20 protein-coding genes and 6 pseudogenes are annotated in these 25,096 nt (G+C 66.0%); 12 read left to right on the top strand and 14 right to left on the bottom strand.

Annotation, left to right across the window (positions count from 1 at the left end; translation table 11 throughout):
• Positions 1-118 precede the first annotated feature (118 nt).
• The 3 genes from ACNJ7E_RS42130 to ACNJ7E_RS42120 all read right to left on the bottom strand — a co-directional run bounded on the left by ACNJ7E_RS42130 (position 119) and on the right by ACNJ7E_RS42120 (position 3,202).
• Positions 119-1,837, bottom strand: coding sequence for an IS1634 family transposase (locus ACNJ7E_RS42130; protein ID WP_418340312.1), 1,719 nt, complete (start codon positions 1,835-1,837; stop codon positions 119-121).
• Between the two features lie 286 nt (positions 1,838-2,123).
• A complete protein-coding gene (locus ACNJ7E_RS42125; RefSeq protein WP_418342567.1) occupies positions 2,124-2,633 on the bottom strand; it encodes a hypothetical protein in 510 nt (169 codons plus the stop codon).
• On the bottom strand, positions 2,630-3,202 hold the full coding sequence (locus tag ACNJ7E_RS42120) for a hypothetical protein (protein ID WP_280783714.1): 573 nt from the start codon (positions 3,200-3,202) through the stop codon (positions 2,630-2,632). The genes ACNJ7E_RS42125 and ACNJ7E_RS42120 overlap by 4 nt, the downstream gene beginning before the upstream one ends.
• 296 nt (positions 3,203-3,498) lie before the next feature.
• Here ACNJ7E_RS42120 and ACNJ7E_RS42115 point away from each other — a divergent pair, with 296 nt between their 5' ends.
• The 4 genes from ACNJ7E_RS42115 (at position 3,499) to ACNJ7E_RS42100 (ending at position 6,904) form a co-directional block, all read left to right on the top strand.
• Positions 3,499-4,338, top strand: coding sequence for an alpha/beta fold hydrolase (locus ACNJ7E_RS42115; protein ID WP_280783715.1), 840 nt, complete (start codon positions 3,499-3,501; stop codon positions 4,336-4,338).
• 170 nt (positions 4,339-4,508) lie between these two features.
• Positions 4,509-5,738, top strand: a complete 1,230-nt coding sequence (locus ACNJ7E_RS42110) for a L,D-transpeptidase (protein WP_418342566.1) — start codon at positions 4,509-4,511, stop codon at positions 5,736-5,738.
• Positions 5,739-6,007: 269 nt separating this feature from the next.
• Positions 6,008-6,244, top strand: a complete 237-nt coding sequence (locus ACNJ7E_RS42105) for a hypothetical protein (RefSeq protein ID WP_418342568.1) — start codon at positions 6,008-6,010, stop codon at positions 6,242-6,244.
• Between the two features lie 204 nt (positions 6,245-6,448).
• On the top strand, positions 6,449-6,904 hold the full coding sequence (locus tag ACNJ7E_RS42100) for a Clp protease N-terminal domain-containing protein (RefSeq protein ID WP_280783717.1): 456 nt from the start codon (positions 6,449-6,451) through the stop codon (positions 6,902-6,904).
• An 86-nt stretch (positions 6,905-6,990) separates the two neighbouring features.
• Here ACNJ7E_RS42100 and ACNJ7E_RS42095 read toward each other — a convergent pair.
• Both ACNJ7E_RS42095 and ACNJ7E_RS42090 read right to left on the bottom strand, forming a co-directional pair.
• Positions 6,991-7,166, bottom strand: a pseudogene (locus tag ACNJ7E_RS42095) (YegP family protein); the annotation flags it as partial.
• Positions 7,167-7,386: 220 nt separating this feature from the next.
• On the bottom strand, positions 7,387-7,782 hold the full coding sequence (locus ACNJ7E_RS42090) for an SRPBCC family protein (protein ID WP_418342565.1): 396 nt from the start codon (positions 7,780-7,782) through the stop codon (positions 7,387-7,389).
• A gap of 1,222 nt (positions 7,783-9,004) precedes the next feature.
• On the opposite strand from ACNJ7E_RS42090, the gene ACNJ7E_RS42085 reads away from it, so the two are divergent.
• Positions 9,005-10,069 carry an NAD-dependent epimerase/dehydratase family protein gene (locus tag ACNJ7E_RS42085; RefSeq protein WP_280783719.1) on the top strand — a complete coding sequence of 355 codons (1,065 nt, stop codon included), beginning with the start codon at positions 9,005-9,007 and terminating at the stop codon, positions 10,067-10,069.
• Positions 10,070-11,099: 1,030 nt separating this feature from the next.
• Here the strand turns inward: ACNJ7E_RS42085 and ACNJ7E_RS42080 are convergent.
• Positions 11,100-11,225, bottom strand: coding sequence for a hypothetical protein (locus ACNJ7E_RS42080; protein WP_418342564.1), 126 nt, complete (start codon positions 11,223-11,225; stop codon positions 11,100-11,102).
• Positions 11,226-12,251: 1,026 nt separating this feature from the next.
• On the opposite strand from ACNJ7E_RS42080, the pseudogene ACNJ7E_RS42075 reads away from it, so the two are divergent.
• A pseudogene (locus ACNJ7E_RS42075) lies at positions 12,252-12,896 on the top strand (ANTAR domain-containing protein); the annotation flags it as partial.
• 206 nt (positions 12,897-13,102) lie between these two features.
• Here ACNJ7E_RS42075 and ACNJ7E_RS44055 read toward each other — a convergent pair.
• Together ACNJ7E_RS44055 and ACNJ7E_RS44050 are read right to left on the bottom strand one after the other, a co-directional pair.
• Positions 13,103-13,576: pseudogene (locus ACNJ7E_RS44055) on the bottom strand (heparin-binding hemagglutinin); the annotation flags it as partial.
• A 165-nt stretch (positions 13,577-13,741) separates the two neighbouring features.
• Positions 13,742-14,011 (bottom strand): annotated as a pseudogene (locus tag ACNJ7E_RS44050) (hypothetical protein); the annotation flags it as partial.
• Positions 14,012-14,670: 659 nt separating this feature from the next.
• Here ACNJ7E_RS44050 and ACNJ7E_RS42065 point away from each other — a divergent pair.
• Together ACNJ7E_RS42065 and ACNJ7E_RS42060 are read left to right on the top strand one after the other, a co-directional pair.
• Positions 14,671-14,823 (top strand): SRPBCC family protein, encoded by a 153-nt coding sequence (locus ACNJ7E_RS42065; protein ID WP_418342563.1) that lies wholly within the window; start codon positions 14,671-14,673, stop codon positions 14,821-14,823.
• A gap of 590 nt (positions 14,824-15,413) precedes the next feature.
• The gene (locus tag ACNJ7E_RS42060) at positions 15,414-15,776 is read left to right on the top strand and encodes a cupin domain-containing protein (protein ID WP_280783722.1); all 363 of its coding nucleotides are present in this window, start codon (positions 15,414-15,416) and stop codon (positions 15,774-15,776) included.
• A gap of 258 nt (positions 15,777-16,034) precedes the next feature.
• On the opposite strand, the gene ACNJ7E_RS42055 is transcribed toward ACNJ7E_RS42060, so the two are convergent.
• The 3 genes from ACNJ7E_RS42055 to ACNJ7E_RS42045 all read right to left on the bottom strand — a co-directional run bounded on the left by ACNJ7E_RS42055 (position 16,035) and on the right by ACNJ7E_RS42045 (position 19,675).
• A complete protein-coding gene (locus tag ACNJ7E_RS42055; RefSeq protein ID WP_418342562.1) occupies positions 16,035-17,438 on the bottom strand; it encodes a diguanylate cyclase domain-containing protein in 1,404 nt (467 codons plus the stop codon).
• 138 nt (positions 17,439-17,576) lie between these two features.
• On the bottom strand, positions 17,577-17,723 hold the full coding sequence (locus tag ACNJ7E_RS42050; RefSeq protein WP_280783724.1) for a hypothetical protein: 147 nt from the start codon (positions 17,721-17,723) through the stop codon (positions 17,577-17,579).
• Positions 17,724-18,619: 896 nt separating this feature from the next.
• A complete protein-coding gene (locus ACNJ7E_RS42045) occupies positions 18,620-19,675 on the bottom strand; it encodes an FUSC family protein (protein ID WP_283331965.1) in 1,056 nt (351 codons plus the stop codon).
• Positions 19,676-20,626: 951 nt separating this feature from the next.
• Between ACNJ7E_RS42045 and ACNJ7E_RS42040 the strand changes: the two are divergent.
• The 4 genes and pseudogenes from ACNJ7E_RS42040 to ACNJ7E_RS42025 all read left to right on the top strand — a co-directional run.
• Positions 20,627-20,938: pseudogene (locus tag ACNJ7E_RS42040) on the top strand (Hsp20/alpha crystallin family protein); the annotation flags it as partial.
• Positions 20,939-21,042: 104 nt separating this feature from the next.
• Entirely contained in the window at positions 21,043-21,372 is a 330-nt protein-coding gene (locus ACNJ7E_RS42035; protein WP_280783725.1) for a hypothetical protein, read from the top strand.
• Positions 21,373-22,003: 631 nt separating this feature from the next.
• On the top strand, positions 22,004-22,465 hold the full coding sequence (locus tag ACNJ7E_RS42030; protein WP_280783834.1) for a CinA family protein: 462 nt from the start codon (positions 22,004-22,006) through the stop codon (positions 22,463-22,465).
• Between the two features lie 40 nt (positions 22,466-22,505).
• Positions 22,506-23,085: pseudogene (locus ACNJ7E_RS42025) on the top strand (methyltransferase domain-containing protein).
• A gap of 30 nt (positions 23,086-23,115) precedes the next feature.
• Here the strand turns inward: ACNJ7E_RS42025 and ACNJ7E_RS42020 are convergent.
• The 3 genes from ACNJ7E_RS42020 to ACNJ7E_RS42010 all read right to left on the bottom strand — a co-directional run.
• Positions 23,116-23,826, bottom strand: a complete 711-nt coding sequence (locus tag ACNJ7E_RS42020; RefSeq protein ID WP_280783835.1) for a hypothetical protein — start codon at positions 23,824-23,826, stop codon at positions 23,116-23,118.
• 31 nt (positions 23,827-23,857) lie between these two features.
• Entirely contained in the window at positions 23,858-24,358 is a 501-nt protein-coding gene (locus ACNJ7E_RS42015; RefSeq protein WP_283331761.1) for a hemerythrin domain-containing protein, read from the bottom strand.
• Positions 24,359-24,784: 426 nt separating this feature from the next.
• On the bottom strand, positions 24,785-25,096 hold a 312-nt coding region (locus tag ACNJ7E_RS42010; RefSeq protein WP_418342561.1), incomplete at its 5' end, for a MerR family transcriptional regulator.

Raw genomic sequence — 25,096 nt, 5'->3', positions numbered from 1 at the left:
CCGGACTTCCGCAGCTGATGGGCACACGATTCCGCGAAAAGGCGTGTTGACGTGCGGGGACGCCGCGCGGCCGCGTTGGGGTCGTGTTACTACAGGCCTTGCTTTGGCGGGATCTCGCTTACGCGTCGGTGGGGGCGAAGTCGAAGAACCGGGGCGGTTCGGGCAGCTCGAGCGCGGTAAGGATCTTTCGCTGCCCGGCGGTGACGGCGGAGCGTTGCGCCACCTGGCCGTGGTCGGTGGCGAGGGTGACCAGGTGCATCCGGTCGAGCTCGTGACGGATGCTGCGCCAGGTGTCACCGGTGGCGGTCTCGGCGACCCGGATCAGCAGCAGCGCCAGCCAGCACAACTGGACGTGGGCGCGGATGCGGTCCTCGCGGTGGTGGAAGACCGGCCGCAGCCCGAGCGAGCCCTTCATGTCGCGCCACCCGGCTTCGACGGCGAGCAGCTGCTTGTAGGCGGCGGCCAGGTCCTCCGGGGTGAGGGTGGTGTCGGACGTGCGTAGCAGCCACTTGCCGTCCAGGCCGGCCTCGGTCTTGATCGCCGTGTGGTCGATGCGCAGCAGCCCGGTGTTGGTGCGCCGCAGATACCGTCGCAGTCCCGGCTTGGATTTGAGCGAGCCGACCAGCTCGTCGCGGCGGCGCGATGTCCAGGTGTCGGAACCGTCGATCAGCTCTTCGAGGTGCGCGACGAGGTTCTCCCGTACGGCCGCGTCGCGGTCCGCCTGGTCCGGGTTGTGGCAGACGACGAATCGCCTGGTCCGGGCGCCGCCGTCGCCGTCCCCGTCACCGCCGGGCGCGACGTGCACCTCCTTGACCCGCAGGTTGCCGGCCACGGTGTGGTAGCGGCCCGGCCTGGCGAGCGCGGCGGCGGCCTCGGTGTTGGTGTGGCGCAGCTTCTCGGCGTGGATGTAATGCCCGCCGCCGCGGGTCAAATACGCTCGGTTCGCGGCGGAGGCGAAACCACGGTCGGCGACCCAGACCAACCGGCGCAGGTTCCACCCGTCCAGGTCGTCTTTGACGGTGCGGATGATCGCGGTGTCGGCGGTGTTGCCGGGGAAGGTCCAGCAGCGCACCGGGATCCCGTCGCGGGTGACGGCCATCGCGATCACCACCTGCGGCAGGTCGGTGCGGAAGTCCTTGGAGTGGCCGAACTCCCGCGCCCCGGACTCGGCCGGGTTACCGGCCCCGTCGTCGCTGGGCGGATCGGCCCGCTCCGGGCCCTCGGTCTCGAAGTAGGTGCTCGTCGTATCGACGAAAACGATGTCCAAATCCAGGTTTAACAGGTGCGCAACGGAATTGAACACATCGGCGGCGATCTCCTCGAGGGCGTCGAGGAGGAAGTCCATGCCCCGGTAGGCCTGATCGTCGGACAACGCGGTCATGTGCTCGATGGCGACGCGTTCGGTCACCCAGCCGGTCGCCGCGAGCTTCGAGCCGGGTTCGAGCGCGCGCTGGGCGACGAGGGTGAAGATCACCCGCTCCACCGCGTCGGCGGCGAGCCGCCGCCCCTCGGCGGCGCGGCGGATCGCCGCCGAGATCCCCAGCCGGTCCCAGAGCCGGTCCAGCGTCCACGCCCCGCCGAGGCGCCGGCAGTCGAGGATCTCCACCTCCCCGCCCGCGGTCGACGCCGCGGCGGACTGGTCGGGGGCGAGGAACCGCGAGATCGACGACACCAGCCGGGCCAACCCGTCCCGGTCCACGGTCTCGGCGCGGCCGAAGTTGTGGATCACCTTCGCGGTCGGCGAGCCGGTGTCCGGGTGCCGCTCGTTGTGCGCGAGCTGCAGATACGACACCACCGAGCCGTCCTTGTTCTTCCGCCGCGTCTCCCGCAGGTACATACCTACACAACACCACATCGCATGCGGCTTCACCAGCCGACACGCCGCAAGTCGTGTGCCTACAGATTTTCGCGTTCCAGACACCCTGCACCGCTCTGACCTGCGCCTTCATTCCGCGGCAGGCACGAAAATGCCTACGAACTGCGGAAGTCCGGTCGAGCATCGATCGCGTCCTTGCCGACGGAGTACACGTGGACCACAGTTGAGCGCCAAATGCGCTGCTGGAAAGCTATTCCGGAAGTGTCGATAACGGAGATTGTGTCAATTAAGGCGTTCTCTTTGCTCCTCAGAGCGCGAGTAGTCGCTGGAAGAATTCGCGGTAGCGCTTGAGTGCGATACGAAGATCCTCCGTGGAGCCCTCTTCGCCTCGAGCCCACTGCTCCTCGAGCCGCGAACGCGCCTCCGAGAAGCCGGTCGTGAGCCGGTCGACGACGTCCGACACGAGACCATCCGCCTTTTGAACGCACTCTCTGGGATCATCGACGAATCCCGCCTGAACCTCGTCCCAACGCGAGCGGAGGACCGATAGCTCGTCCTCAGCGAAAAGCGATTGCCGGGACGATGATTCGGTTGCCGTGGTCGATGAGTGGGTCCCCTCAGCCGACGGGGCAGTCCCCGCAGTGGAGGAGCCGGTTGTCCCGGTTGAGGTCACGGTCTCGCCCGAACCGGCGGTCTCGGTCGATGAGCCGGTTGTCCCGGTTGAGGTCACGGTCTCGCCCGAACCGGCGGTCTCGGTCGACGATTCGACCCCCCTGGTCGAGCCGATGCCCTCGGGTTGCTGATCCTGGGTGGTCATGCGCGCGCCTCCTTTGGCTTGTCTTTGTTCTCATCCGTCTCGAGCAATTTCTCGAAGAGTGCCCGGTAGTGCACAAAAGCCTCGCGCTGTTCCTCGGTGCCGACGCCGCCCTGCTCCTGCGCTAGGTAGATGCCGTGCGCAGTTCGGTAGTTTTCGACGACCTTCGGATGGTCGACCGAAATGTCGGCCGCCCGCTGATCGAAGTCGTCGATCGGGTAGCCGCGCTCGCGCATGACCTGGATCACGAGCCGGTCCGCAGCACCCACCGCGCTCGACGGATTGTCGACGAACTCGATCTGCACCGTCCGCCACGAGTCGGCGTACTTCGCTTGCGCCTCGGGCGTCAACGGCACGATATCGAGCTTCTCCCGCTTTCGTTCGCGCGCGGCGAGCTCGTCTTCCGCGGCGTCTAGGTTGCCGACCTCTCCCACAGTTCGCTCGTATTCGGGACCAAACCGTCCCCTCAGCCGGTCCGTCCGCTGACGACTGCTGACCGAGCGTGCGACGATGATCGCCAGTACGGCGATCACGACGATGGCCGCAATCAGGATCCATCCCCAAACAGGCATTTTCTTCAGACCTCCTCGTCCTTAAGACGGAATACCCGACCGGCTCGTTCGGAAACGGCGATTGCGCTGTGCACCCCGCCGGTCGGCGAGAATCGCTGCGGCGACCCCGGCAAGAGAACGCGACGGCTCCCGCTCCCGTCAAGGCGGGACGCACACCCGCCACAGCGCCGCGGGCGGTGATCGAGCCAGCTCGATAGCCGACCGCGACGTAGAGCTCGTCGCCTGCTTGGGGTCGCGGATAAGTCTGTGTTGCAACGTCATTGACACATCACGCTGATTTCGTCCACAGTGGTCCCATGAGCGAAGTCACGGACACGGGTGTGGTCAGGACCGCAGTCCAGGTCGACGGTGAAGCGGCCAGCTACCTGACCGTCGAGCAAGACGGTCCGGTGGTGTTGCTGCTGCACGGAACGTACTGGAGTCGGGTCTGGTTTCCGGTGCTGGGCCGCCTCGCCAAGGCGGGGCTACGGCCCATTGCGGTCGATCTCCCCGGACTGGGGCATTCGGCAGGCGAGCTCACCCTGGAAACGGCCACGGTCCCGGCCCTCGCGGATTGGGTGGTGCGATTCGCCTCGGCGCTGAAAATTTCCGGGCCGACCGCCGTGGCAGGTCATGACATCGGCGGCGCCATCGCTCAGCATCTCCTCGTTCACGATCGTCTGAAGGTGTCCCGGCTGGCGTTGGTCAACTCAGTCACCTACGACTCCTGGCCAGCGCCCCATGTGGCCCGATTCCGGGGCCCAGGGGTGGCCGCGGGGACCACCGCTGACGACGTTCTCACCGCCCGCCGACAAGCGGTGACGGCGGCACTGGGCGGTGCCGCCACCGAGCGGCGAATCGCGGACTATCTGGATCCGTGGACGACTTCGCGGGTGCGCCGATCCTGGATCGCTCTCGCGGGTGCGGCCGACAGCCGCTTCACCCTCGATCTCCTTCCCGCGCTGCGACGATCCATGACACCGAAGCTGCTGATCTGGGGTGAGGACGACCCCTTCGAGACGGTGGAGTACGCCGAGCGGTTCGTCTCGGAGATCCCGCACACCGTGCTCATCCGCATCCCAGATGCGGGGCACATCCCCACGGAAAACGCACCCCACCAGATCGCCTGCGCGCTCATCGACTTCTTCACGGCCTAGCTGGCGAACTCCGTCAGCGGCATCAGGCCGCTAGCGGAGAAGCTCGACCGCCAGCACGCGACCTTGCAGAACGAGCCCGTCGCGGACACAGGCCCCGGAAATGCCGTGGTGACCTCCGTCGCATAGCGACTGCACGCGCGCGGACCCTTCCGCACGGGAGAATCACTGTCATGCACGCCCGCCGCCGTCGCCGTCTCGGTCACCTCGCCGCTGTCCTCGCAGTCCTGCTGCTCGCTCTCGTGGCCGCCGCCTGCGCACCCTCCACCAACCAACCCGCGGGACCGGCCACGCCGCCGCCGGGACCGGAGATCACCGTGTCCCCGGCCGACGGCGCCCCCGCGGTCAACCCCACGGACCCGGTAGCGGTGAGCACCACCGGTGGCACCCTCGAGACGGTCACCATGACCAACGACGAGGGCCGGCTGGTCGAGGGCATCTTCACCCCCGATCGCCTGTCCTGGAAACCGGGCGTGCCCCTCGGCTATGGCCGCACCTACACCCTCGCGGTCATCGCGGTCGGCGACCAGGGTGTCCGGAGCGAGAAGACCAGCACGTTCTCCACGGTCACCCCCGGGAACCAGACCAAACCCACCTTCGTCACCAGCGGCGGGAACCTGCTCGCCGACGGCGGCACCTTCGGTATCGGCATCGTCATCGTCACCCATTTCGACGAACCGATCACCGACCGCGTCGCCGCCGAGAAGGCCCTGCACGTGGAGACCACACCCCCGGTCACCGGCTCCTGGTACTGGGCCGACGACCAGAACGTGCACTGGCGACCGGAGAACTATTGGACACCCGGCACCCAGGTCACCGTCCGCGCCAACGTCTACGGCATCGCGCTCGGCGAAGGCCTCTTCGGCCAGGAGGACGCGACCACCTCGTTCACCATCGGTGACGCCCACATCTCCGTCGCCGACGACACCACCAAACAGGTCACCGTCACCGACAACGGGCAGGTAGTCCGGACGATGCCGACGTCGATGGGCCGGGGCGGCACCGAAGTCGTGGGCGGGCAGACCCTCTCGTTCTGGACTCAACCGGGCATCTACACCGTCATCGACAAGGCCAACCCGGTCATCATGGATTCGTCCACCTACGGGCTTCCGGTGAACTCCCGCCTCGGGTACAAGGAATCGATCAACTACGCCACCCGCATCAGTAACGACGGCATCTACCTCCACGAACTCGCCGATACCATCTGGGCGCAGGGCAACACCAACGTCTCGCACGGCTGCCTGAACCTGAGCCCCGACAACGCCCGCTGGTTTTACGACTTCTCCGTGCCCGGCGACATCGTCGAGGTCCGCAACACCGGTGGGGCCCCGCTCGAGCTGTGGCAGAACGGCGACTGGTCCGTGCCGTGGGAGCAATGGCAGGCCGGCAGCGCCCTGACCTGACACGGGAATCGGGACATCGTGTTCGCCGCGGAGGCGAACATTCACTCTGCAGACGCGGTGTGAATCGCGTTCGACGTACGCGCCGTCCGTGAGAATCGGATCGGCTGCTCCGCGGGATATAGCAGCGGATCTCTCGACAGATGCAGTCGCCCCCACCTGCGGTGAGACCTGGCCCCTGTTCACGGGAGCCATCGCTGTCCCGACACCCACCGAGCTACCGTTTTGCCGGACACCGGTCCGGGGTACGTGGTGACAGGGTCTTGCTCGAGGTGGTGATTACTGTGCCCGATTCCTACGCCGACGTCGTCGAACGGCTGTGCGGCGAATTCGACGGCCGGGTGCCACTGCAGAGGGTGACGCAGATCGTGCGCCAGTGCTGCCGCGAAACGAGAGGCTCGGACTCCCCGGCCGACCCGAATCGACCCGGACTCGAAGGCCTCGCCAGACAACGACTGCTCGCCGTTTCGACAGGCGAAAGGACCGACAGCGAAGGCGAAGTGTCCTGATGTCGGCCCGGGGTCGGCACACCGGGTGTCTTCACGCCTGTCAGCGCGGAGCTGCAGACGCACCGAAACCCCGCAGCGGTAACCCCCGCCCCCAATCACCCACCCCTGGACGACTCATCCTTGCAGGCTCGGCGCCCCCACACGGGATACTGGAAAGCAACGGCTCCACCCCCGCGCAGGGACTCGCCGAAGGAGAGATCAACGGTGTTCGAGAAATTCAGCGACCAAGCACGCCGCGCCGTGGTCCTCGCCTCCGACGCGGCCCGCACCCACCACCACAACCACGTCGGCACCGAACACCTCCTCACCGGTATCCTCGCCGCCGGCGACCCCACCGCTGCCACCCTCACCTCCTGGGGGATCACCAGCCCCCACATCGACAGCGCCCTCGACGAGATCCCCGCTTACCCGAACAGCGACAGCGAATGTGCCGGGCCTCCCCTCACTCCGACCCTGAGAAAGGCCCTCGAACACAGCCTGCGAGAAGCCTCGCTTCTCGGACACGACATCATCGGCACCGAACACCTCCTGCTCGCCCTCCTCGCCGACCCCACCTCCACCGGCACCCAAATCCTCACCCACCTCGCCGACATCAGCACGCACGAGATGCGCGACCGCCTCCGGCACCAACTCACCGAACACCCACAACCCCACGAATAGATCCGCACCCCAGCGAAGTCCCTCCGCCCCTCCCGACTCCACGGGCGACCCCACCTCGTCGGTGCGCCGGCGTACACCAGCGGTCCGGTCAGATCTTCGGTGGCAGCGGTTGCGGCATTGTCGTTGATCGCCGAAATGCCGTTCTGCGCCGCCGCCTTGGAGGTATAGCCCTGACCGGCCGCGATGACCTCGCCGTTCGCCGACTTCAAATGAAACCGGAACTGGCCGGCGGCGTCTTGAACAGCTCGAACTTCGCAGACATGGCGCCCCTCCTCCACGGACGTCCACTGCGATCGCGAAACCGCACAACACCGTAAACCGCCCGATCAGCCCTCGGCAGCCGACCACATCGATTTCCCGCTCGATCTCGCGGAGGCCGACGAGTAGACCTCCCGTCTCGCGGACGCCGTCAATCCGGCGAGGTTGGGACGCGGTCCGGAACCAGAGGCCACCGGTGGCACCCCGCTGAGGTCACCCGACGCTCACCCGAATGCGCAGCGGCAGCGCTCAATCATGCACCGGGCCCGGCGCGGGAAGTCGGTGTGCGTATCGCCGTCGAGCCACTCCCCGAGCACCTCGAGGGCGGTTAACCACCACCCCATCTCGTCGACACCGTCCTGCCGGCTGCCGCAGACCTGGGTGAAGACCAGCACCGACCCGGCGCGGCCATCGTCGGCGATCTCCCACCGCACCGCGGTGTCCGCGGTTCTGTACTCGAGTAACCTTGGCGGGTCGGCGCGCGGTGCCACCTGCGCCAGACGAGGAGGACATCGCACACTCGTCAGCGCCCGCCACACCTCCGAGCGAGCGTGATCCAGATGGCGTTCCAGGCGCAGGCGGTAACGCCCGTGCTCATCGACCGTGACAACATCGGTCACGAGAGTATTCCTCCGGCGCCCCGACCTTCGGTTCGACACTTCCAGGTTCACGCGGCCACCGTTGGCGGCGGGCAGTCGGGACCACCGCGACGGGCAGTCGACCATCCACGCACATCCGGCACTCGCGTAGCAGTCCTGACATTCGGGTACCCCACCTCCCCCAGACACAACCGCGCAGGTACTGCCTACGCGGGGAAATGTCCGTGGCTCCCCGGACCCCGATAATCCGCTCGGAGCAATCCGGTGTGTCCTGCTCACCGCGGTCTACGCGGCCGTCGCCGCACTCACGCTGTCCACCGGATGCACAAGCGGCAGCCCACACGCCCGATGAGCCGTCCACCTCCACGGCCGCACCAGCGACAACCACAGCTCTGACATCCTCGTACGACGAGCGGCAGTGCACATCCTCGACGCGATCGTGCGCGACGACTTCGCCGCGGCCACCACCGATTTCGACGAGCCGATGCGGCAGACATTAACCCCGAGCTGGGCCGGCTATCTGGAACAGTTCGGCACGTACCAACGACACGAGGTTCCGCAGCAGGCGCGCTCGGCGATCTCACCGTTGTCCGGGTGCCTCTCCAACTCGAGTACAGTCGCGGCTGGCGGCTTCCCCCTGCAACGTGAGCGCGGCATGTGTGGTCGTATCGAGTCGAAGCCGTCGGTGTGGGTGCTTTGTGAATCATCACCGCGGCGACCACCCGGGCCAGTTCCGGATCGGCCACCCCGCCGGTGCGGGCGATGAGTGTGGTGCGGGTGGTGGCCACCGGTTCCTCGTGCTGGTCGGTGATCAGGTTCTTGGTGACGATGATGTCGGTGCCGCCCATCTGGCGGAACGACTCCAGGCAGACTTCGCAGTCCAGCCGGTTCCCGACCTGCACCGATGCAGAATCAGCTGCTGATCGGTGTGCATCATCTGGCTCAGGTCGTAGCCGACCAGGACCCGCACGAACAACTCCTCGATCGCGAGCGATACGAGGATGCTGACGAACGTGACCGGCCCCGAATCATGTCGCCGGCTCGTTGAGCCGTGCCCAGCTGCCGTTCAGGGCGAACTGTGCTGTCCCGGTATTTACCCCTCCGGGAACTGGTCTACCCATATGCCTGGGTCAAGTGCCGGCTGGAGCCACCGAAATGCGCGCGAAAGAAGCTGACCTGCTTTGCGAAACGGGCGGTATCGATGTGGCGGTTACGGTTCCTCGTGAAGGGTATTCGGGTGAGCATGAGTAGCTCGCGCGGATTGAAGGTCGTCGTGATCGGTGCGACCGGCAATGTGGGAACCAGTGTCATCGATGCGCTCAGCCGCGAACCGGCGATTGCAGAGATCATCGGCGTCGCGCGACGCCCGAGCAGCTGGAACCCATCGCACACCACGTTCCTCACCGCGGACGCAGCGCACGACAACATGAACGAGGTGGTGCGCGGCGCGGATGTCACGGTCCATCTCGCGTGGTTGTTCCAGCCCACCCATCGGTCGCAGGACACGTGGAACAACAATGTCCTCGGCGCGATCCGGGTCTTCGAAGCAGCGGCGGAGGAGTCGGTCCCGGCCGTCGTCTATGCGTCCTCGGTGGCCGCGTACTCCCCCGGACCCTCGGATGAGAAGGTCGACGAAAGGTGGCCGACCCATGGCTGGCCCGGAGCCGCCTACCCCAGGGAAAAGGCGTACCTCGAGCGGTGGCTCGATACGTACGAAACCCGGCATCCGAGCATCCGTGTAGTGCGGATACGCCCCGGATTCATCTTCAAACGAGAATCAGCGACGTCGCAACGCCGATTGTTCCTCGGCCCGCTGCTCCCCCGCCGACTCGTGCATCCGGACCGGATTCCACTGGTGCCTTTCGTGGACGACTTGCGGGTGCAGGTGCTCCACACCGAGGACGCAGCCTCCGCATACGCGGCAGCGGTGGTGAACCCGGTACACGGCGCGTTCAATCTGGCCGCCGAGCCACCCGTGGACGGTGCGTTCCTCGCAAAAGCCTTCGGTGCCCGCCGTGTGCGAGTCGCCCCCTTCATCGTCCGCTCCGCCGTGGCGGTGGGCTGGCACCTCCACGTCATCCCCGCCTCGCCGGGACTGTTCGAGACGGCCCTGCACATCCCGCTGATGGACTGCTCTCGAGCTCGTGACGAGTTGAACTGGACACCTCGACATTCACCCCATGAGACGCTCCGCGAGTTCCTGCTCGGAGTTCACGACGGAGCAGGACTACCCACACCGCCCCTGAATCCGGACACCACGGCGAACCGGGTACGGGAATTCGCGACAGGTGTAGGGCAGCGCGCCTGAAACCGCCCACATATCGGGCGGATCAGGTTGGCCCCAGGACTCTCCCATCCTCCCGCCCAGAACTCGACCGCGGTCTCTTCAACATCATGATGACATCGGACGAACGGAAGTACCTCGACGGTACGGGGGTCGGTATAAGGCTGGCGAGCACCAGAAGTTGGCACCGAAGTCCGCACGAGGGGAAGCGCTGTCGCGGACGGTGAATCAAGTTGTGGGTGGGGCGATCGGTCATTCGCGTTGGCCGCCGAACGATGTGATCGGCGCGGGTTGTCAACAGCCCGCCCCGGACTTCCTCACCTCCGATGACATTGCGAAGCCTCATACGTTGTGGATGATGCACGCATCATCCGGCTGAGACGCTGAGTGTCAGAAGTGACCGAGATTGCCCTGACCAGTGGGTAGTACAGATTGATCATCGCACTCACCTTCCGTGAAAGGGGCGACCAGGCGGGAGGCTGCTGATCCCCGTCGGATTTCGGGTACCCGTCCCGCCGGGGAATACACGGGACTACCCGGGTCCCAATGAGGTTGGGCTGCAGTGCCGCCACACGTGGTCACGGTCGGGCGCTCTCTGTGCTCGTGACCACATCCACACGGCTCTGGAGGGGCGGGCGCGGACCTAATCTTGGTTCAAGGTGGCCGTCTGGCTGACGGCGCAGACCAGACGACGTTCGGCACCGTGAACCCGCGATCGATCACAGCGGAGCTGACCGGTGTCAACGGACACGAGGAAGCCCGGGCCGACAGACATGAGATCTCCGGATCTGTGGACATCAAAATTCCGGATGTGTGGTCGTTGAAGACCGGTGGCGGGTGTCCCGACCTTTCGTCTACAGCGTCGAGAACCCGTCCACCTGACCTGATCGTTCAGGGTGTCTGCACGCGCGGCACGCGCGCGTCGACGGGCATGCGCCTGTCGCGCCAGTAGACTCGGTCACCGGTTTGGCCGTCTCACGGACTACCGGATCGAATCGTCAACTCCCCCGGAAACCTATTCGCCCCACGTGTCGCTGTGAACCTAGTCAGTGCGTCAAGTCGGTCGGGGATACTGCCGGAGCCTGCCGTCAGCCCGCCCCAGGGCGGTCGCCGGGATGGCGAAGGCGGGGTCGAAGAACAGGAAGCTGAGCAGGATCGCGGGGCGGGTCGCCTCACCCACCGAAGCACCGGGCCAGCAGGGTCAGTTGTGGGTTCCGCAAGCGCCGCAGTCCACGGAACGACCGGCGGAGGATCTCTTTCGGCGAGGACGGCGAGCGAGTTCGCTCGGTCCAGGGGCGGACCAGCGAATTCGACGTCGATGCGCCGGTGGGGCCCGGCCCGGGTATGCGCCTCGGCGTTGCGGGCCTCGACACGGTGCAGATCCTCGACCACCCGATCGGCGAGCATGGCCCGCAGGATCACCGCGGCGGCGCTGAACAGGTCCGGCTCACCGGTGCGGCCAACTGCTGCGAGGGCAACCCGACCGGCCACCGCCGCACCGGTGGAGAGGTGCAAGGGGGAAGCACCCCAATACAGGTCAGATCAGGTCTCGAATCCTGCGGAAGTCCCGTATCCGTATTCGGCATGTCGGCGTCGAAGGCGAAGTCGAGCCAGCGGAGCGCGTCGAGGAGGGCCCGCTCGCCGAAGCGATCGGGCTGACGCTCGGTGGCCTCACTCCATCCGGAGATTTTCTGCGAGAAGTTGCCTACCATGGGCGTCCACGCCCCGCCCGGGGCAGTGCCTCCTCCTTCTCCCCCTGTTTTCGCCTGAGCGGCGCGCATAATGGCGCCCGGTTCGGGGTATCTCACCCGCACGCTGCCCGCGGCTCGACGGCCGACCGCGAGCGGCCAGACCCTCGAGCGGTTCCCCCCTTCCGCTCTGGGGCCGCCACCGCCGCGCGCGGGCCGAGGGCGAGGCCCCGCACCTGTCGCCGGAACGCGCGCGGCCCCGGCAGGAGAATGAAACTACTTGCGGCCCCAGTTCCTCTCCTGGACCGCGTTGTCGACGCTTGCAGCAACGGTTTGCCTTCGTCGTCCTCGCCCGGAGCTACGGGACATCACGGCGCGGGGGGACAGTACGCTGGCTACCGCTTGGACGGAAGACCCGTCCCAGCCCCCGTGGGTATCGACCCGCGCGCGGTGGTCGGGCCCGGTCCCGGCCGGACCGCCCGTGCAACTCCCCCGCTACCGATGCGCTACGAGTGGGCGTGGATTCAGAACAGGTGTTGGGCGGTGAGCCGCAACTGGTGGGCAGCTTCCGGTCCTCCTGTACGGGCAGCGGTGGGAATGGTCCACTGCCGTCGCCCAGATGCACGGCTACTAACCCGGCGAGGTGGCGCCGACCACCGAACTGCTGCTCTCCCACAAGCATCCCGATCACCCGCGCGTCGCCCTGGTCCTGGACCTGGACCTGGACCTGGACCTGGACCTGATGATCAACGACGCCGAACCGTTCAACAGCAAACACCGGATCATCGACACGACCGGCACGATTCACCAGGTCGTGTCGTCGGCGACCGCCTGCACGACGACACCGGTCAAGTGATCGGCGCGACGGGTTCTACATCGATATCACCGACTCCTCCCGCAGCGACATCAAAGACTCGGTCGACGAAGCAGTCGCCGAAATCGCCCAATCACGGTCGGTGATCGAGCAAGCCAATGGTGCGCTGATGCGGATCTACGGCATCCCCGTAGACCGGGCGTACAAAGTGCTGACCTGGTGATCCCAGGAAACCAACACCCGACTCCGCACCATCGCCGAACAACTCGTCGCCGGGTTCAGCAAGTGCGACCCCGACACCGAGCTACGTGCCCGATTCGAACACCTGCTGCTCACCGCCCACCAGCGCGCCCTGGCTACCGGAATAGATGACCGTCCTGCGGGGCTGGGTAGTCAACGCGCAGTACCTGAACCGAGTCACGACCGGTCGAGCACCGATCCTGTCAACCGCTTTCCCGGATCCAGCATCGAACTCACCTGGATTCGATTGTGACGCGTTCCCCAATAATGGACACCGAAAAGGCCGGTCCGACGGTCTCGCTGGAACGATGGTCACTATTCGGGAGGAACCCCAGCTGCCTCGCCGCCCCTCTTGGCAGCCGCAGTCTTCCTTGCGGGTGTCTTGGCGGCCGGCGTCTCGGACCGGGCCGGTTTGGCGACAGCAGCCTTCCTCGCAGGAACCTTGGCCGCAGCCTTCCCCACGGGCGGCTTGGCGGCCGCGGCCTTCTTCGCGGCCGTCTTAGCAGCTGCCTTCCTCGCAGGAACCTTCGCCGCAGCCTTCTTCGCGGGTACCTTGGCCGCAGCCTTCTTCGCAGGCGCCCTGGCCGCAGCCTTCTTCGCAGGCGCCCTGGCCGCAGCCTTCTTCGCAGGCGCCCTGGCCGCAGCCTTCTTCGCGGGCGCCGTCTCGGACCGGGCCGGTTTGGCGACAGCGGCCTTCTTCGCAGGTACCTTGGCCGCAGCCTTCCCCATGGGCGGCTTGGCGGCCGCGGCCTTCTGCGCGGCCGCCTGAGCAGCTGCCTTCCTCGCAGGCGCCTTCGCCGCAACCTTCTTCGCGGACGCCGTCTCGGACCGGGCCGGTTTGGCGGCAGCAGCCTTCTTCGCGGGCACCACCTCGGACGGCGGCGGTTTCGCGATTGCTTTGGGGCCTCGCTTGGCGGCCGGCGTCTCAGACCGGCTCGGTTTGGCGGCACCAGCCTTCTTCGCAGGTACCTTGGCCGCAGCCTTCTTCGCAGGCGCCCTGGCCGCAGCCTTCTTCGCAGGCGCCCTGGCCGCAGCCTTCTTCGCAGGCGCCCTGGCCGCAGCCTTCTTCGCGGGCGCCGCCTCGGACCGGGCCGGTTTGGCGGCACCAGCCTTCTTCGCAGGTACCCTGGCCGCAGCCTTCTTCGCAGGTACCCTGGCCGCAGCCTTCTTCGCGGGCACCACCTCGGACGGCGCCGATTCGGCAATTGCCTTGGAGCCTCCCTTGGCGGGCGCCGTCTCAGACCGGCTCGGTTTGGCGGCACCAGCCTTCTTCGCAGGTACCTTGGCCGCAGCCTTCTTCGCGGTCGGCGCCTCGGATGTGATCGGCTCCGACTCGGGTTCGGTAGTGAACTGGGGTTCCACCTCGCGTCCGGCTCTGGCTTCCTCAGATGTTTGCGTCCGTCGCCGCAGCTTGCTGCTCGTAAAGGACCAGGCGCCCTCACCCGCGTCCCGAAGAACCCCGACTGCATTTCTGGCGGCGCGCGCGGCACCGCTGATAACGTTCATTGCCAACTCCGCTTGCCTTCCGCAGTCACGGCCGCCGACGCACGGACGGCCTTCTCGGACGTATCTATCACCGCACAGACTAATCGTGAATGTGAGTCAACGAGCGACCGGCAAAGTGTGCGGTGCATGTCGGCAAATAGTGCGACTGACACAGATCGCCATCTTGGCACCAAACTGCATGCACCCGTTGATGCTTCGTTCTCACCCACCATCTCCCCTTCACGCCTGTCACCCCCGAGCCCGGCTCGGCCGAGGACCTGTCTGAACAATGCCGGAATGTCGTTGCACAACACGCCTTCCCGCACCGACCTGACGCCACCGAAGCGAGTAGTACAGCGGACGGTGTTCGAAGCCGACGACCCGTCGTACGCGGCACCATGACGATAACCTGGCACCTCATTGCCGCCGGTGACGGGACCGAGGTGATCGTCACCGCCACTGACGTGCCACCCGGCATCGACCAAGGGGCACGAGGCCGGGATCCCTCCTCCCTAGCGAACCTGGCGTCGTACCTCGGCGGTGCCCGCTGACCAGGTCGGCTGTGACCCGAGCCCGAGCACTCCGTCCAGCTTCTGCCTCACCTTGGCCTTGGCCATTGATGCCGTCCAGGGCGGGACCGCCCTGTCGGGACGGCGCAGCTCCGTTTGTTCCGGTCATGGGTCCGTGCTAGCGATGACGGGAGTGGGTGTTCGACCGCTTCCCCCGCATACTCATTGTGGCACCCGCAGGGTGGGTTCGCCGTTCAGTGTCTGCGCTTCCCGCGCCAGCGAGACAGCCACTCTAAGGCGAGTTCCACTCACCATCCCCACGGCCGTGGTGCCGGACACATTCCTGGTCTCACACTCATGCTGCGACGTCAATTGGTCACCCTGGGCATGTCCTGGTAGGGCCCGTACGCCGCGCATCCGTCCCCATCCAAGCGTTCACACCGCGATCCTCGAGCAGCCACCAGCGTGTCGGCGGCAGCGACTCACCCCGTGGCCAGGCTAGATATTGCGGCAGCCAGCGAGCCCGCCCAGAATCAGAGGACGAGGAATTCGCTTCAGCGCGCGGTTCCGATCTAGCGGTCGAAGGTCCGCCGCCTCAGTCGGTACCGCCACAACGACGTGGGAGGACAACAATGTCCGGTCTCATCCGCAAGAGTCTCAATTCACCCGAGGAAACCCGCCCCTTCGAGGACGACATGGGCAGGCTCGAACTCGTCAACGTCCCGTCCGGCGCTGTGGGGAGGGCAACCTTCCAGCCCGGCTGGAAGTGGTCCAAACACGTCAAACCGATAGCCAAGACCGACAGCTGCCAAGCCGCTCACATGGGTTACGTCATCTCGGGTCGCATGAAGATCGTTATGGACGACGGAGAGGACATGGAGTTCGGGCCGGGTGATCTCATGGTCTGCCCGCCCGGACATGACGCCTGGATCCTCGGTGATGAGCCCTGCGTGGTCATCGACTGGACCGGCGTCGCCGACTACGCCAAACGGTAGACGACTGCACCGTGTCCCGCCCACTCATCGCACGCGCGCGAGGAGGCGTGGCACGCGTCGGCGGGCGCGGTGCGCTCCATGACCGCGGCGATGGCGTCAACACATTGCGGTCTTCGCAGCCGGTCATGGGAGGCTCGTCCGGCTCGAGACGCCGGTGGCAATGTGGCGGGACAGGATGGCGTCGGAGACTCCGCTCGCCTTCTCGAGCCACCATCCCGACGTCAGCATAAAATCGACTCAGCGGCAAGGCGATTCAGCTCATGGAGCCACGGCGAACCCACTCCCGGTGGCCTTGGCCTGATACATCGCCGCGTCCGCGCGCCGGATCAGCGACTCACGGGTCCCGTCCGGACCGGCGAGTGCGATGCCGACGCTGGCGGTGAACCGAAGACCACGCCCGCCCGAACCGGGGCCGACCTGCAATTCGGTGACCCGGGTCGCGACTGCAATGGCATCCTCGACCGAACCGATCTCCGGGCACACGATGAGAAATTCGTCGCCCCCGATCCGCGCCACGGTGTCAGCGGGACGCACCACCGATTGCAGCCGTTCGGCCCACCGGATCAGGGCGTCATCGCCCACCGCGTGGCCTAGCCGGTCGTTGAGAATCTTGAACCCGTCTAGGTCGACCAGCAACACCGCAACCCCGAACTCGCTGCGGCGCGCCGCCTCCAAGGCCACATCGATCCGCCGATGCGCCAGGGCCCGGTTCGGTAGTCCGGTCAACACATCGTGCACGCTCTGATACCGCAGCCCCTCCTCCGCCTCGATACGCCGGACCGCCGCCGCCAGCACCGCGGCCACCGAGAGCAGGAACATCACCTCGCGGTCGGAATACTCCCGGGGGCGCACACTGTGCGCGGTCAACACACCCCACACCGACCCGGCGCTTCCGATGGGGACGCACACCCCGGACCGCAGTCCCCGGGTCTTCATGGTGTCGGTGGAAAATCGGTGCTCCCCGTAGCGGTCGGGGCAGATGATGGTCTCGTTGAGAGCCGCCGCATATCCCGGTTGGGAAGCGGCACCAGCGGCGAAGGCCTGCAGTGCGGGTGGTTGCCCCCGGTAGGCGAGCACCCGCAACACGCCGCCCGACTCACCGGCCCGGGCGACCGCGGCGCAGTTGACCCCCACCAACGCGGCGGCCGCGTCCGCGGCGCCCGCGAGTACGTCGTGGAGGTCGCCGTCCACGGCGAGCCGACTCAGCTCGGCGAGGGCTTGTTGTTCGCGGGCCCGGTACGCCGCCGCCTCCATCGCCGTGTGCAAGCGTTGTTCGTGCTCCTGCGCCGTCCGCAGGTCCTGGGCGATGCAGGCGATCACCGCCGGACGGTGGTCCTCGGTGTGCTGGACCACGAAGATCGACACGGTCACCGGGATCGGTTCCCCGGTCACGAAATGCCGGAACTCCGACCTGCCCTCCCACTGGCCCTGCTCGAGCAGGGCCGATTCCATTTCGGGCGCCTGCACCACCCCGACGTCGGTGAAGAACTCCGGCGCCCTGCGCGCCCCGACCGCGGCCTCGGCGGCCAACCCCATCAGGTGCATGCCAGCGGGGTTGAGATAGCGCAGGCGACCGCTGTCGTAGTCCGAGATGGCGACCAGATCCGGAGCGCGTTCGATCACCGTGAGCAATAGACGAGGGTCCGCCGCTGCCGGTTCCATCCTGGCTGTCCTGTCGAGGTGTCGAGGTGTCGAGGCGATGTGTCGATGAGCAAAGCAGGTTCGAGCGTAAGCAGGAGGACCGAAGCGCGACGTTTGGTCGTTACTCAAATCTCCGGTCCGTGCTCCACCGGCACCGTGTCAGCGAGCAGTGCGGGTGACGGGTCGGCGATCGTCGACATAGATGGCTTCGATTCTCGCCTTGATTTCGGCGGTGCCCACCACGCCGGGTCGCCGCAGCGTGCGAGGTGTGGACACGGAGAACGTCGGGTTCGTGGGTGTCGCCATGAGAAGTCTGCCTTCGTCGCTTTTTTGGGGTGCGCCGCCGCGAGCGGCCGCGTCGATGTTTTCAGCAACCACGCACATATGTGATCTGATTCACACGCAGTAGCGTTACCTCTCCACTACCCGCGTACGCCGGACCTGCGTGGCCACGATGCACCGGCTACCGGACAAAGAGCGGCGCCGGACCCACGTGAGACCCGCCTTGGCGACGGCGCCGCCACTCTTCAGGAACCCCGCAGGTGGGGGGCATCGGCGCTCACCTCCATCGCCCGGGTCGTTAACGGGTCGGTGGTTCCATCAAGGAGGCGGGTACCACGTGCGTTGGGATTCGGGCATCGGTGGCCGCGCATGCTCGGAGGCCCGCCTGCCACCGCGAGCGAGCTAGGCGAGCGGCTGAACTGTCAACCAGTGAGTGCCAGACAGGCAGCCGACATTGCCGAGCAGCGAGGCATCCGACTCCCGCACGGCACGTTCGCCGGCTATTGGCGGCACACACGGCCGACCGCAACGGCAGACGCTCGAGCGCTTCGCCGCGGTTCTGCCGATCCCACTCGGCCAATTACAGCGGGCGGCGTGGAACGCAACCGCACGGCTCGGTCTCTACACGCCCCTTCGAGGCATACCTTCTCGGCGATCGACAGCGCCGCGTCCTAGATGAACTGATCAAAGGCGATGGCCGAAGAAGTGAGTCGACTGGAGTACCAGCGAATACGAAACAGAACCACGGACGCCCGAGGGCGGGCCCACCACAGCGAACTGATCGAGCCGCACCGCCTCGGTGAAACGACGGTCAGCTACTCCCACCCCCTGTTCCACCGCTGCGGTTGATGTGACAGATCTCTGCGCCCCACGGGGCGATCACCATCCACCATGGCCGGCCCTGTCGACTGCACCTGGAACTAATGATGCTCCCGCTGCTCGTCGAAATTATCCAGCACGGTCAGGGCGGCCCACAGACCATCCGCCGCCAACGCGATCGCCTGCAACGCACCGGATGAGGGTTGGCGCCGTTGGACTGTCTCCCTGAAGGACTCGAGGCGCGAGCGGGCATCAGGCAGAGCTGTATGCACAACGTGAAGATAGGGCTCTCGATGGTGGGCAGGATCCCACGTGAGTTTGTCGAATGCGGCCGAGAACCCCTCGATCAGCCCTGCTGCTTCGCACCGAAGCTGATCCGGAATGGGCGCCGTGGAACCTTCCAACCGATCCTCGGAGGCGGTGAGTGCCTCGACTGCGACCTCCAGCACTGACACCTGCAGCAACGTGTCGTCGAGAATCGTAGCTATCGGCTGGTACACCCGAGATCCCCCGACTCTGGCCCAGCCGACGCTGCGCATGTTGCCTCGCAGGCTTTCCCGACCCTCACTCAGTGCAGCGCCGGCGCCGGTCGACTTGTGTAGATCCCACACCCGTTGCCGCCCTCGATCACTATCGTGGCGCCCGGACCGTAGCCCGTGGGCAAGATCGGCGAGCAGGGCGGAGAGTTCCTCGGCACGTTGCAGAATCAGATCACGCGCCGTGGAGAGCCTGTCAGGAGGCAGGACGAGAGCGTTGACCGCGACACCGACGAGCACACCCACTGTGACGTCGAGGACACGATGAAACACCAGGGTGGCATCTGTTGCCGTGCCGTACAGCAACACCAACAGCGCGGTGATCGCCACCCACATTCCGTCCGGCGCCAGCCACCGGCTGCGGCCGAGGATCGTACCGACTGCGACCGCACCTGCGATGGCGGCGAGTTCGGGCAAGGTCTGTGTCGCCAGCGCGGCCACAAGCACACCGAGCACTACGACGGTGACCTGACGTGCGGCAGCGGCGACCGAGCTGCGGACCGTGGTGCCGATGATGAACAGGGCGGCGTAGGGCGCGAGGAAGGCCTCGGGACTCTGCAGCACTCGATCGGCCAGCCACCACGCGATAAGCACCGCCACAGTGCATTTGACGGCCGACACCAACCCCGGCTGCTGGAGGGCACTGCGCAGCCAGGTTCCCCATGCACCCGAACTTGGTCGCTGCGTCTGAATATCGGTCCGCGCGGGAAGAAACCATCTCATGTCAAACTCTCAGCAGGTACAGAAGTCATCAGCTCGGTGTCAACTCATTTCAGTTCGGTTCTGCACGGCAGACGTGCCTCTCGTGTTCTCGGGCGGCCGGGCAGACTCGTTTGGCGTGCGCTTCGCGCCGCGCCCGGTCCCGGCCACGCGCCCCCTCCGGCGAGAAAAACAACGACGACTCGACCTCCCGGGAGGACTCCAAGATGCGCCACATCTCCGCGATGACGGTCGGTGGGCAGTCTGGTCCGCGGCGAGTCCTTGCGCCGGAGACCGGCCACTATGCTCGGCGCACGAGACAACAAACTTAAAATACCAATCGGTCTATTTTTGCGTGGTCAGATGCCCCCTGCTGAAGCCGGCGACAAGCGAGCGATCTCGAGGTACGCCGGCACGGTGACCGCGTCCACGTTCCCGGATCACGACCGGGCCGCCGGGGGGGCTCGTCGATGTCGATGCGGGATTCGGTGGCCCCGGCAGCGGTGGTGTTCCACCGCCAGGTGTCCGCAAACCAGGACTGCACCCGTTCCGGAGAGTCGACGACTGACTGGAAATAGGTCATGAGGTTCCTCCAGGGTGGGACCGACCCGAGAAAACCCAAAAAGAAAGGCCGAGAATCGTAGCCGGTGACGGACACTGTCTGCCGGGCTGTGAACTCAACCTCTGCTCTACACGGTAACGCGCTTTTCCCAGTAAGCAAACCCACCGGCACGCCCACCGTCTGCTTCACGGCGAGATCGATGATTCCCACCCTTCGAAGCCGAACAGGCCTATTTCCCATTCCTCCAACCCGCCGACAGAGCCGATCGGGTCACCGAGAGTCTCCGGTGGACCCGGGAGGCGACACCCCGAGCCGATCTGCCCGGCATCGACCCCGGCTCGATCGACATCGATGTCGACGCCGGGGTATTGACCCTGACCGCCCATCGAAGCCAGGCAGACGACGGTGTGCGGTGGTTGACATCGGAACGTTTCAGCGGCCGCTACCGGCGCCAGGTATCGCTCGGAGAGAACATCGACGTCGCCCGCATTTCGGCGAGCTACGACAACGGTGTTCTCAGCGTAATCCTGCCGGTCACCGAACGAGCGAAACCGCGGCGCATCGAGATCACCCGCAGCGGCTCACCCGTCGCATGCGGTGACCGCACCCCCATCGAAGCCTGATACTACGCACCCGGGTTCGGTCCAGCGACACACCGNCCGCTGGACCGAACCCGATGCCGGACAAACGCATCCGATCCACTGCCCGTACCCTGAGGACCTGAAAGATGACTGCCACCACGACCGAGTTCCGACACGATCGCCACAATTCCGAGCCACACTCATCCTGGCCCACCAGGCCGCGTCGTCCTCTCGGCGAATACTGCAGTGACCTCTCGATCATGCTGGGCTCGCTGTCGAACGTGATGTTCTGGATGCTCGGATTCGGCATCCTGCTCGGTGCCGGCGCCATCGCTGCCGGAATCGCCGCCAACCGACACCCCGGGGTCGAAGGGAACGAGTCCAAGGGATTGGTAGCGCTCCTCGGCATCCTCAGCGGGACTTTCGGAATCGCCGCCGGCGTCGTCTTCCTCGCCGCAGCGCTTCCCAACCTCTGATGTATACGCCCGCCCCGAAGGTTGAGAACCAAGGAGGCCGTGCGCTCCTAGGGTGGTGGGTAATTATATGCATGCGCAGTGTGTCGACCTGATTGATAGCACCCTTCGGTGGCTGTTGCGGCTTTCAGGTGCGCTCCCTCGGGTCCAGTCCGTGAACTCGCGGACTGTCCCTAATTCTTCCTGCACTTCGGGCCGAACCGGGACTCCGCGAGTCGTCGATACGAGCTTGTGGGGGCCCGGTCCGCACCCCCTCGCTCATCGTCAGATGGCGCGCAGTGGTTCTGCCGACTGGCACTCCCGTGTATGGCGATTGCGATTCTGGGATTGCGCCTACTCGTCGCGGGGTATTTCGGTACTCACGTCGTCGTCGTGTCCGGACGCGATGACGGCCAGGCTCCCCGGTTCAGCCTGTAGCCGGCGGGGCCGCCGAAAAGTATCGGCGCCGGCGACTGAATGTCGAAGGCGAGCGGTGCACTACTCGCAGGAATTGCAGTCCGGGAGAGTCAGCAACGAGTCCTGCTCGAAGCACGAGGTGGAGGTCCGATGATCAATGTGATGGTGTTGGTGATTGTGCTCGCGGCCGGAATGGCCAGTGTATCTGGACTTCACCGCATCGGCCGGGGCGCGGCGAGTGAGTAGTTGTGACGAGCGTGCGGAACGGATCTCTGTCGTGGCGCGCGATCGGCAACTCACCATTGCGACCGCGGAATCATTGACTGGCGGGAGAATCTCCTCCGTTCTCGGCGCCGCGCCGTCGTCGTCCGAGTGGTATCGAGGCAGCATCGTGGCCTATGCCAGCTCGGTGAAACATGGATTACTGCAGGTTCCAGACGGACCGGTTGTCAGCGAACCCAGTGCCCGCGCGATGGCGACATCAGTAGCGGAGTTGCTCGGCGCGGATCTTGCGGTGGCGGTCACCGGTGCCGGCGGGCCCCAACCTCAGGACGGACAACCACCGGGGACCGTGTGGTTCGGGGTCTTTGTCGACGGTTCCGCTCGCACCGAGCTGCGGCACTTCGATGGAGATCCCGGCGACGTGGTGGAAGCGACTACCGCTCATGCCCTGTTCTTGCTCGAAGACGCACTGCGCTGATAAGTGCGGCGTTTCGGTCCCGAAGGCATGAGGAGTTGTCTTGATCCTACGATCCCGGGGCTATCCACCACAGGACGATACTTGGCTGTTCGCTGGCACCCTGGCGGACCACCAGACGCGCAAACGCGTGTCCTCGACATCTGCACCGGTACCGGAGCGCTCACCGTTCGGGCAGCCGAGTTGGGGGGCCGGCAGCGTCACCGCGATCGACATCTCGCGCCGCGCGGTACTTACGTATCAACGCTCGCGTGCACGGGCACACGATCCGGTGTTACAGGGCAGCCTCACCGTGCCCGTCCGGGGCGAATGCTTCGACCTGGTGATCTCCCACCCCCCGTACGTGCCCTCTGAGGAAGACCGAATCCCCGGCTCCGGCATGGCGCGCGCCTGGGATGCCGGCACCGACAGGTTGCTCCTCGACCGAATTTGCACCCAGGCACCCGACGTCCCAGGTCATGCTCGAAGAGCAGGGTTTGAGGGTCGACGTCATCGCTCGGCGGGAGATTCCCTTCGGTCCCGTCCTGACCGCGCGTCGCCGCATGCTCGCGTCCCGCGGCATCATCACCGCGGATCAGCGCAGCGAAGAGATCGTGGTGATCCGCGGCCGTCAGCATGCATAGACGCCGTTTCGGAGCGTTACTCGGCGAGATCTACGAGGATGGGTCGCCGCGGCCGTGGCGACTACCCCGATACGCGCCGACCCGCACCCCGGCGAGCCATGCGGGGCGCAGCGCCAACCCCGGTGGACAGTGGAGTACCGGGTCGAAGGTGGGTTGCTCGTCGTCCGTCAGCTCCTGCACCCGTGTCAGCGTCACCTGCCCAGCCGGAACGGGCGACCCGGTCGCCGAGACCAGGTCCAAGCGGAACCGCAGCGGCGCGTCGGTGAGGGACTGCCTCAGCGAATCCAGTGAGGTCGTCGCTGGATGGGGTCCCACCGGGACGGCCAGCACCCATTGGGTGTCCGTTCCGTTCGACGAATAGGGCATCAGGCTGCTGTACCGGGCGCTGCTCCACCCCCGTGCGGGGAGCGGGAGAATTCGAGTCACCGCCGAGGTGCCTGAGCTGGCCAGCAGAAGATCCCATTCGGTGTCGGGCGGATCGAGCGGGATCTTCAACGCCAGCCCGAGCACGTCCGGTACTCCCGACGGAGTTCCCACTCCCCCGGACAGTCTCGCCACCACGTCGATCGGTGTTCCGGTCTTCAGCGTCCACCAGGGGGAGCCGAGTTCGATGTGCCCCGTTGCGACCAGGCCACGCGGATGGAAAACCCGGACGCCGCCCCGCATCGCGGCGGCCACCCGGAACGGCATCCCCACAAACAGCGTCCGTGCGGTATCGAGGGTCCGCTCCGCCAGATGCATGGTTCGCTGCCGTCCGTCCGCGCTCACACCCCTACTTCAGGACGGCGTCGACAGTCTTCTTCAATGCCGACGGTTGGGATGGAGACCTCGGCGCCTTCTCCTTCAATTCCAGCAACCTCGCGCCGATTTCCTGGAGTTGTTTACGTCCCAGCTGTTCTCGCACCTTCGGGAACCACTCCTGCTCTTCTTCTTCGATGTGGTGCTCGACGCTCTCGATCAGCACGGTGGTCTTCGCGTCAAACCGCTCGTCGTCGGGTTTCATCGCTGCCAGCTCGACGACCAGCACGTCCGCGACGTGGTGCTCTTCGTAGGATTCGAGGATGTCGTCCTCGAGATCCGGGACGAGTTCACGCACCTTCGGATACATCCCCTCGTTTTCGATATAGGTATGCACCGTCAGCGCTTCGATGATCTTGTTCACGATGCGACCCTTCTCCACCTCGGCGTTCGGTCCCGCACCGCGGAAATCCCGGAACAATTTCCGGATCTCCTTGTGGTCGTTCTTCAGAAGCACGATCGCATCAGTCGACATGGGTACCTCACACATGGGAATCGGATGGAAAAGGACGGGCGGTGACGTCCTCTACGCATTACCCACCCACACCACGCGCTAACACGGTCCTGAGATCCGCATCCCGCTGCGCCGCGACCTGACCACCTCCGCCGGGACGCCGACGGACAGAACTCATGCGCACCCCTGCCTGCAACGACCGGTGCCGCAGCGGGTCCACACGGTGACTGGCACCCAGTGCCGTGGCTGTTTCACGGTGGGATGCAGTGGTACCACTCGGCAACAGACATTCGAGTTCCTACCCTCCGAGAAAGGCACTCCCATGACTCGACCGGCTACGTCACCAACGACGCGCTCACCACTCCAACTCGCCTCCCAGGGCGATGGTCAGTTGGTCAACGTCGAGCTGGCAGGACGCGACCTTCAGCGACCGACGCCGGTGCCGTCTCATCCCATGGCGGGGCCGATCCGACCGGATGAGGGCCCGTGGGCCTGCTGGACCTGCTGGAGTTGGGCGTTGATGCGTCGGGCCTCGGCGAGTTGGTCTTCGAGGATGATGATGCGGCACGCGGAATCGAGTGCGGTGCCTTGGTCGATCAGTTCGCGGGCTCGGGCGGCGAGACGCAGCTGGTATCGGGAGTAGCGGCGGTGGCCGCCCTCCGAGCGTCCGGGGGTGAGCAGCTTCGCGGCGTCGAGGCTGCGCAGGAATGCCTGGGTCACGCCGAGGATCTCGGCGGCGTGACCCATGCTGTAGGCCGG

The organism is Rhodococcus mengyinensis (assembly GCF_048381435.1).
In the GTDB taxonomy this organism is placed as follows: domain Bacteria; phylum Actinomycetota; class Actinomycetes; order Mycobacteriales; family Mycobacteriaceae; genus Rhodococcus_F; species Rhodococcus_F opacus_D.
The sequence above is the reverse complement of the archived record's forward strand: the minus strand, read 5'-3'. Positions and strand labels throughout refer to the sequence as shown.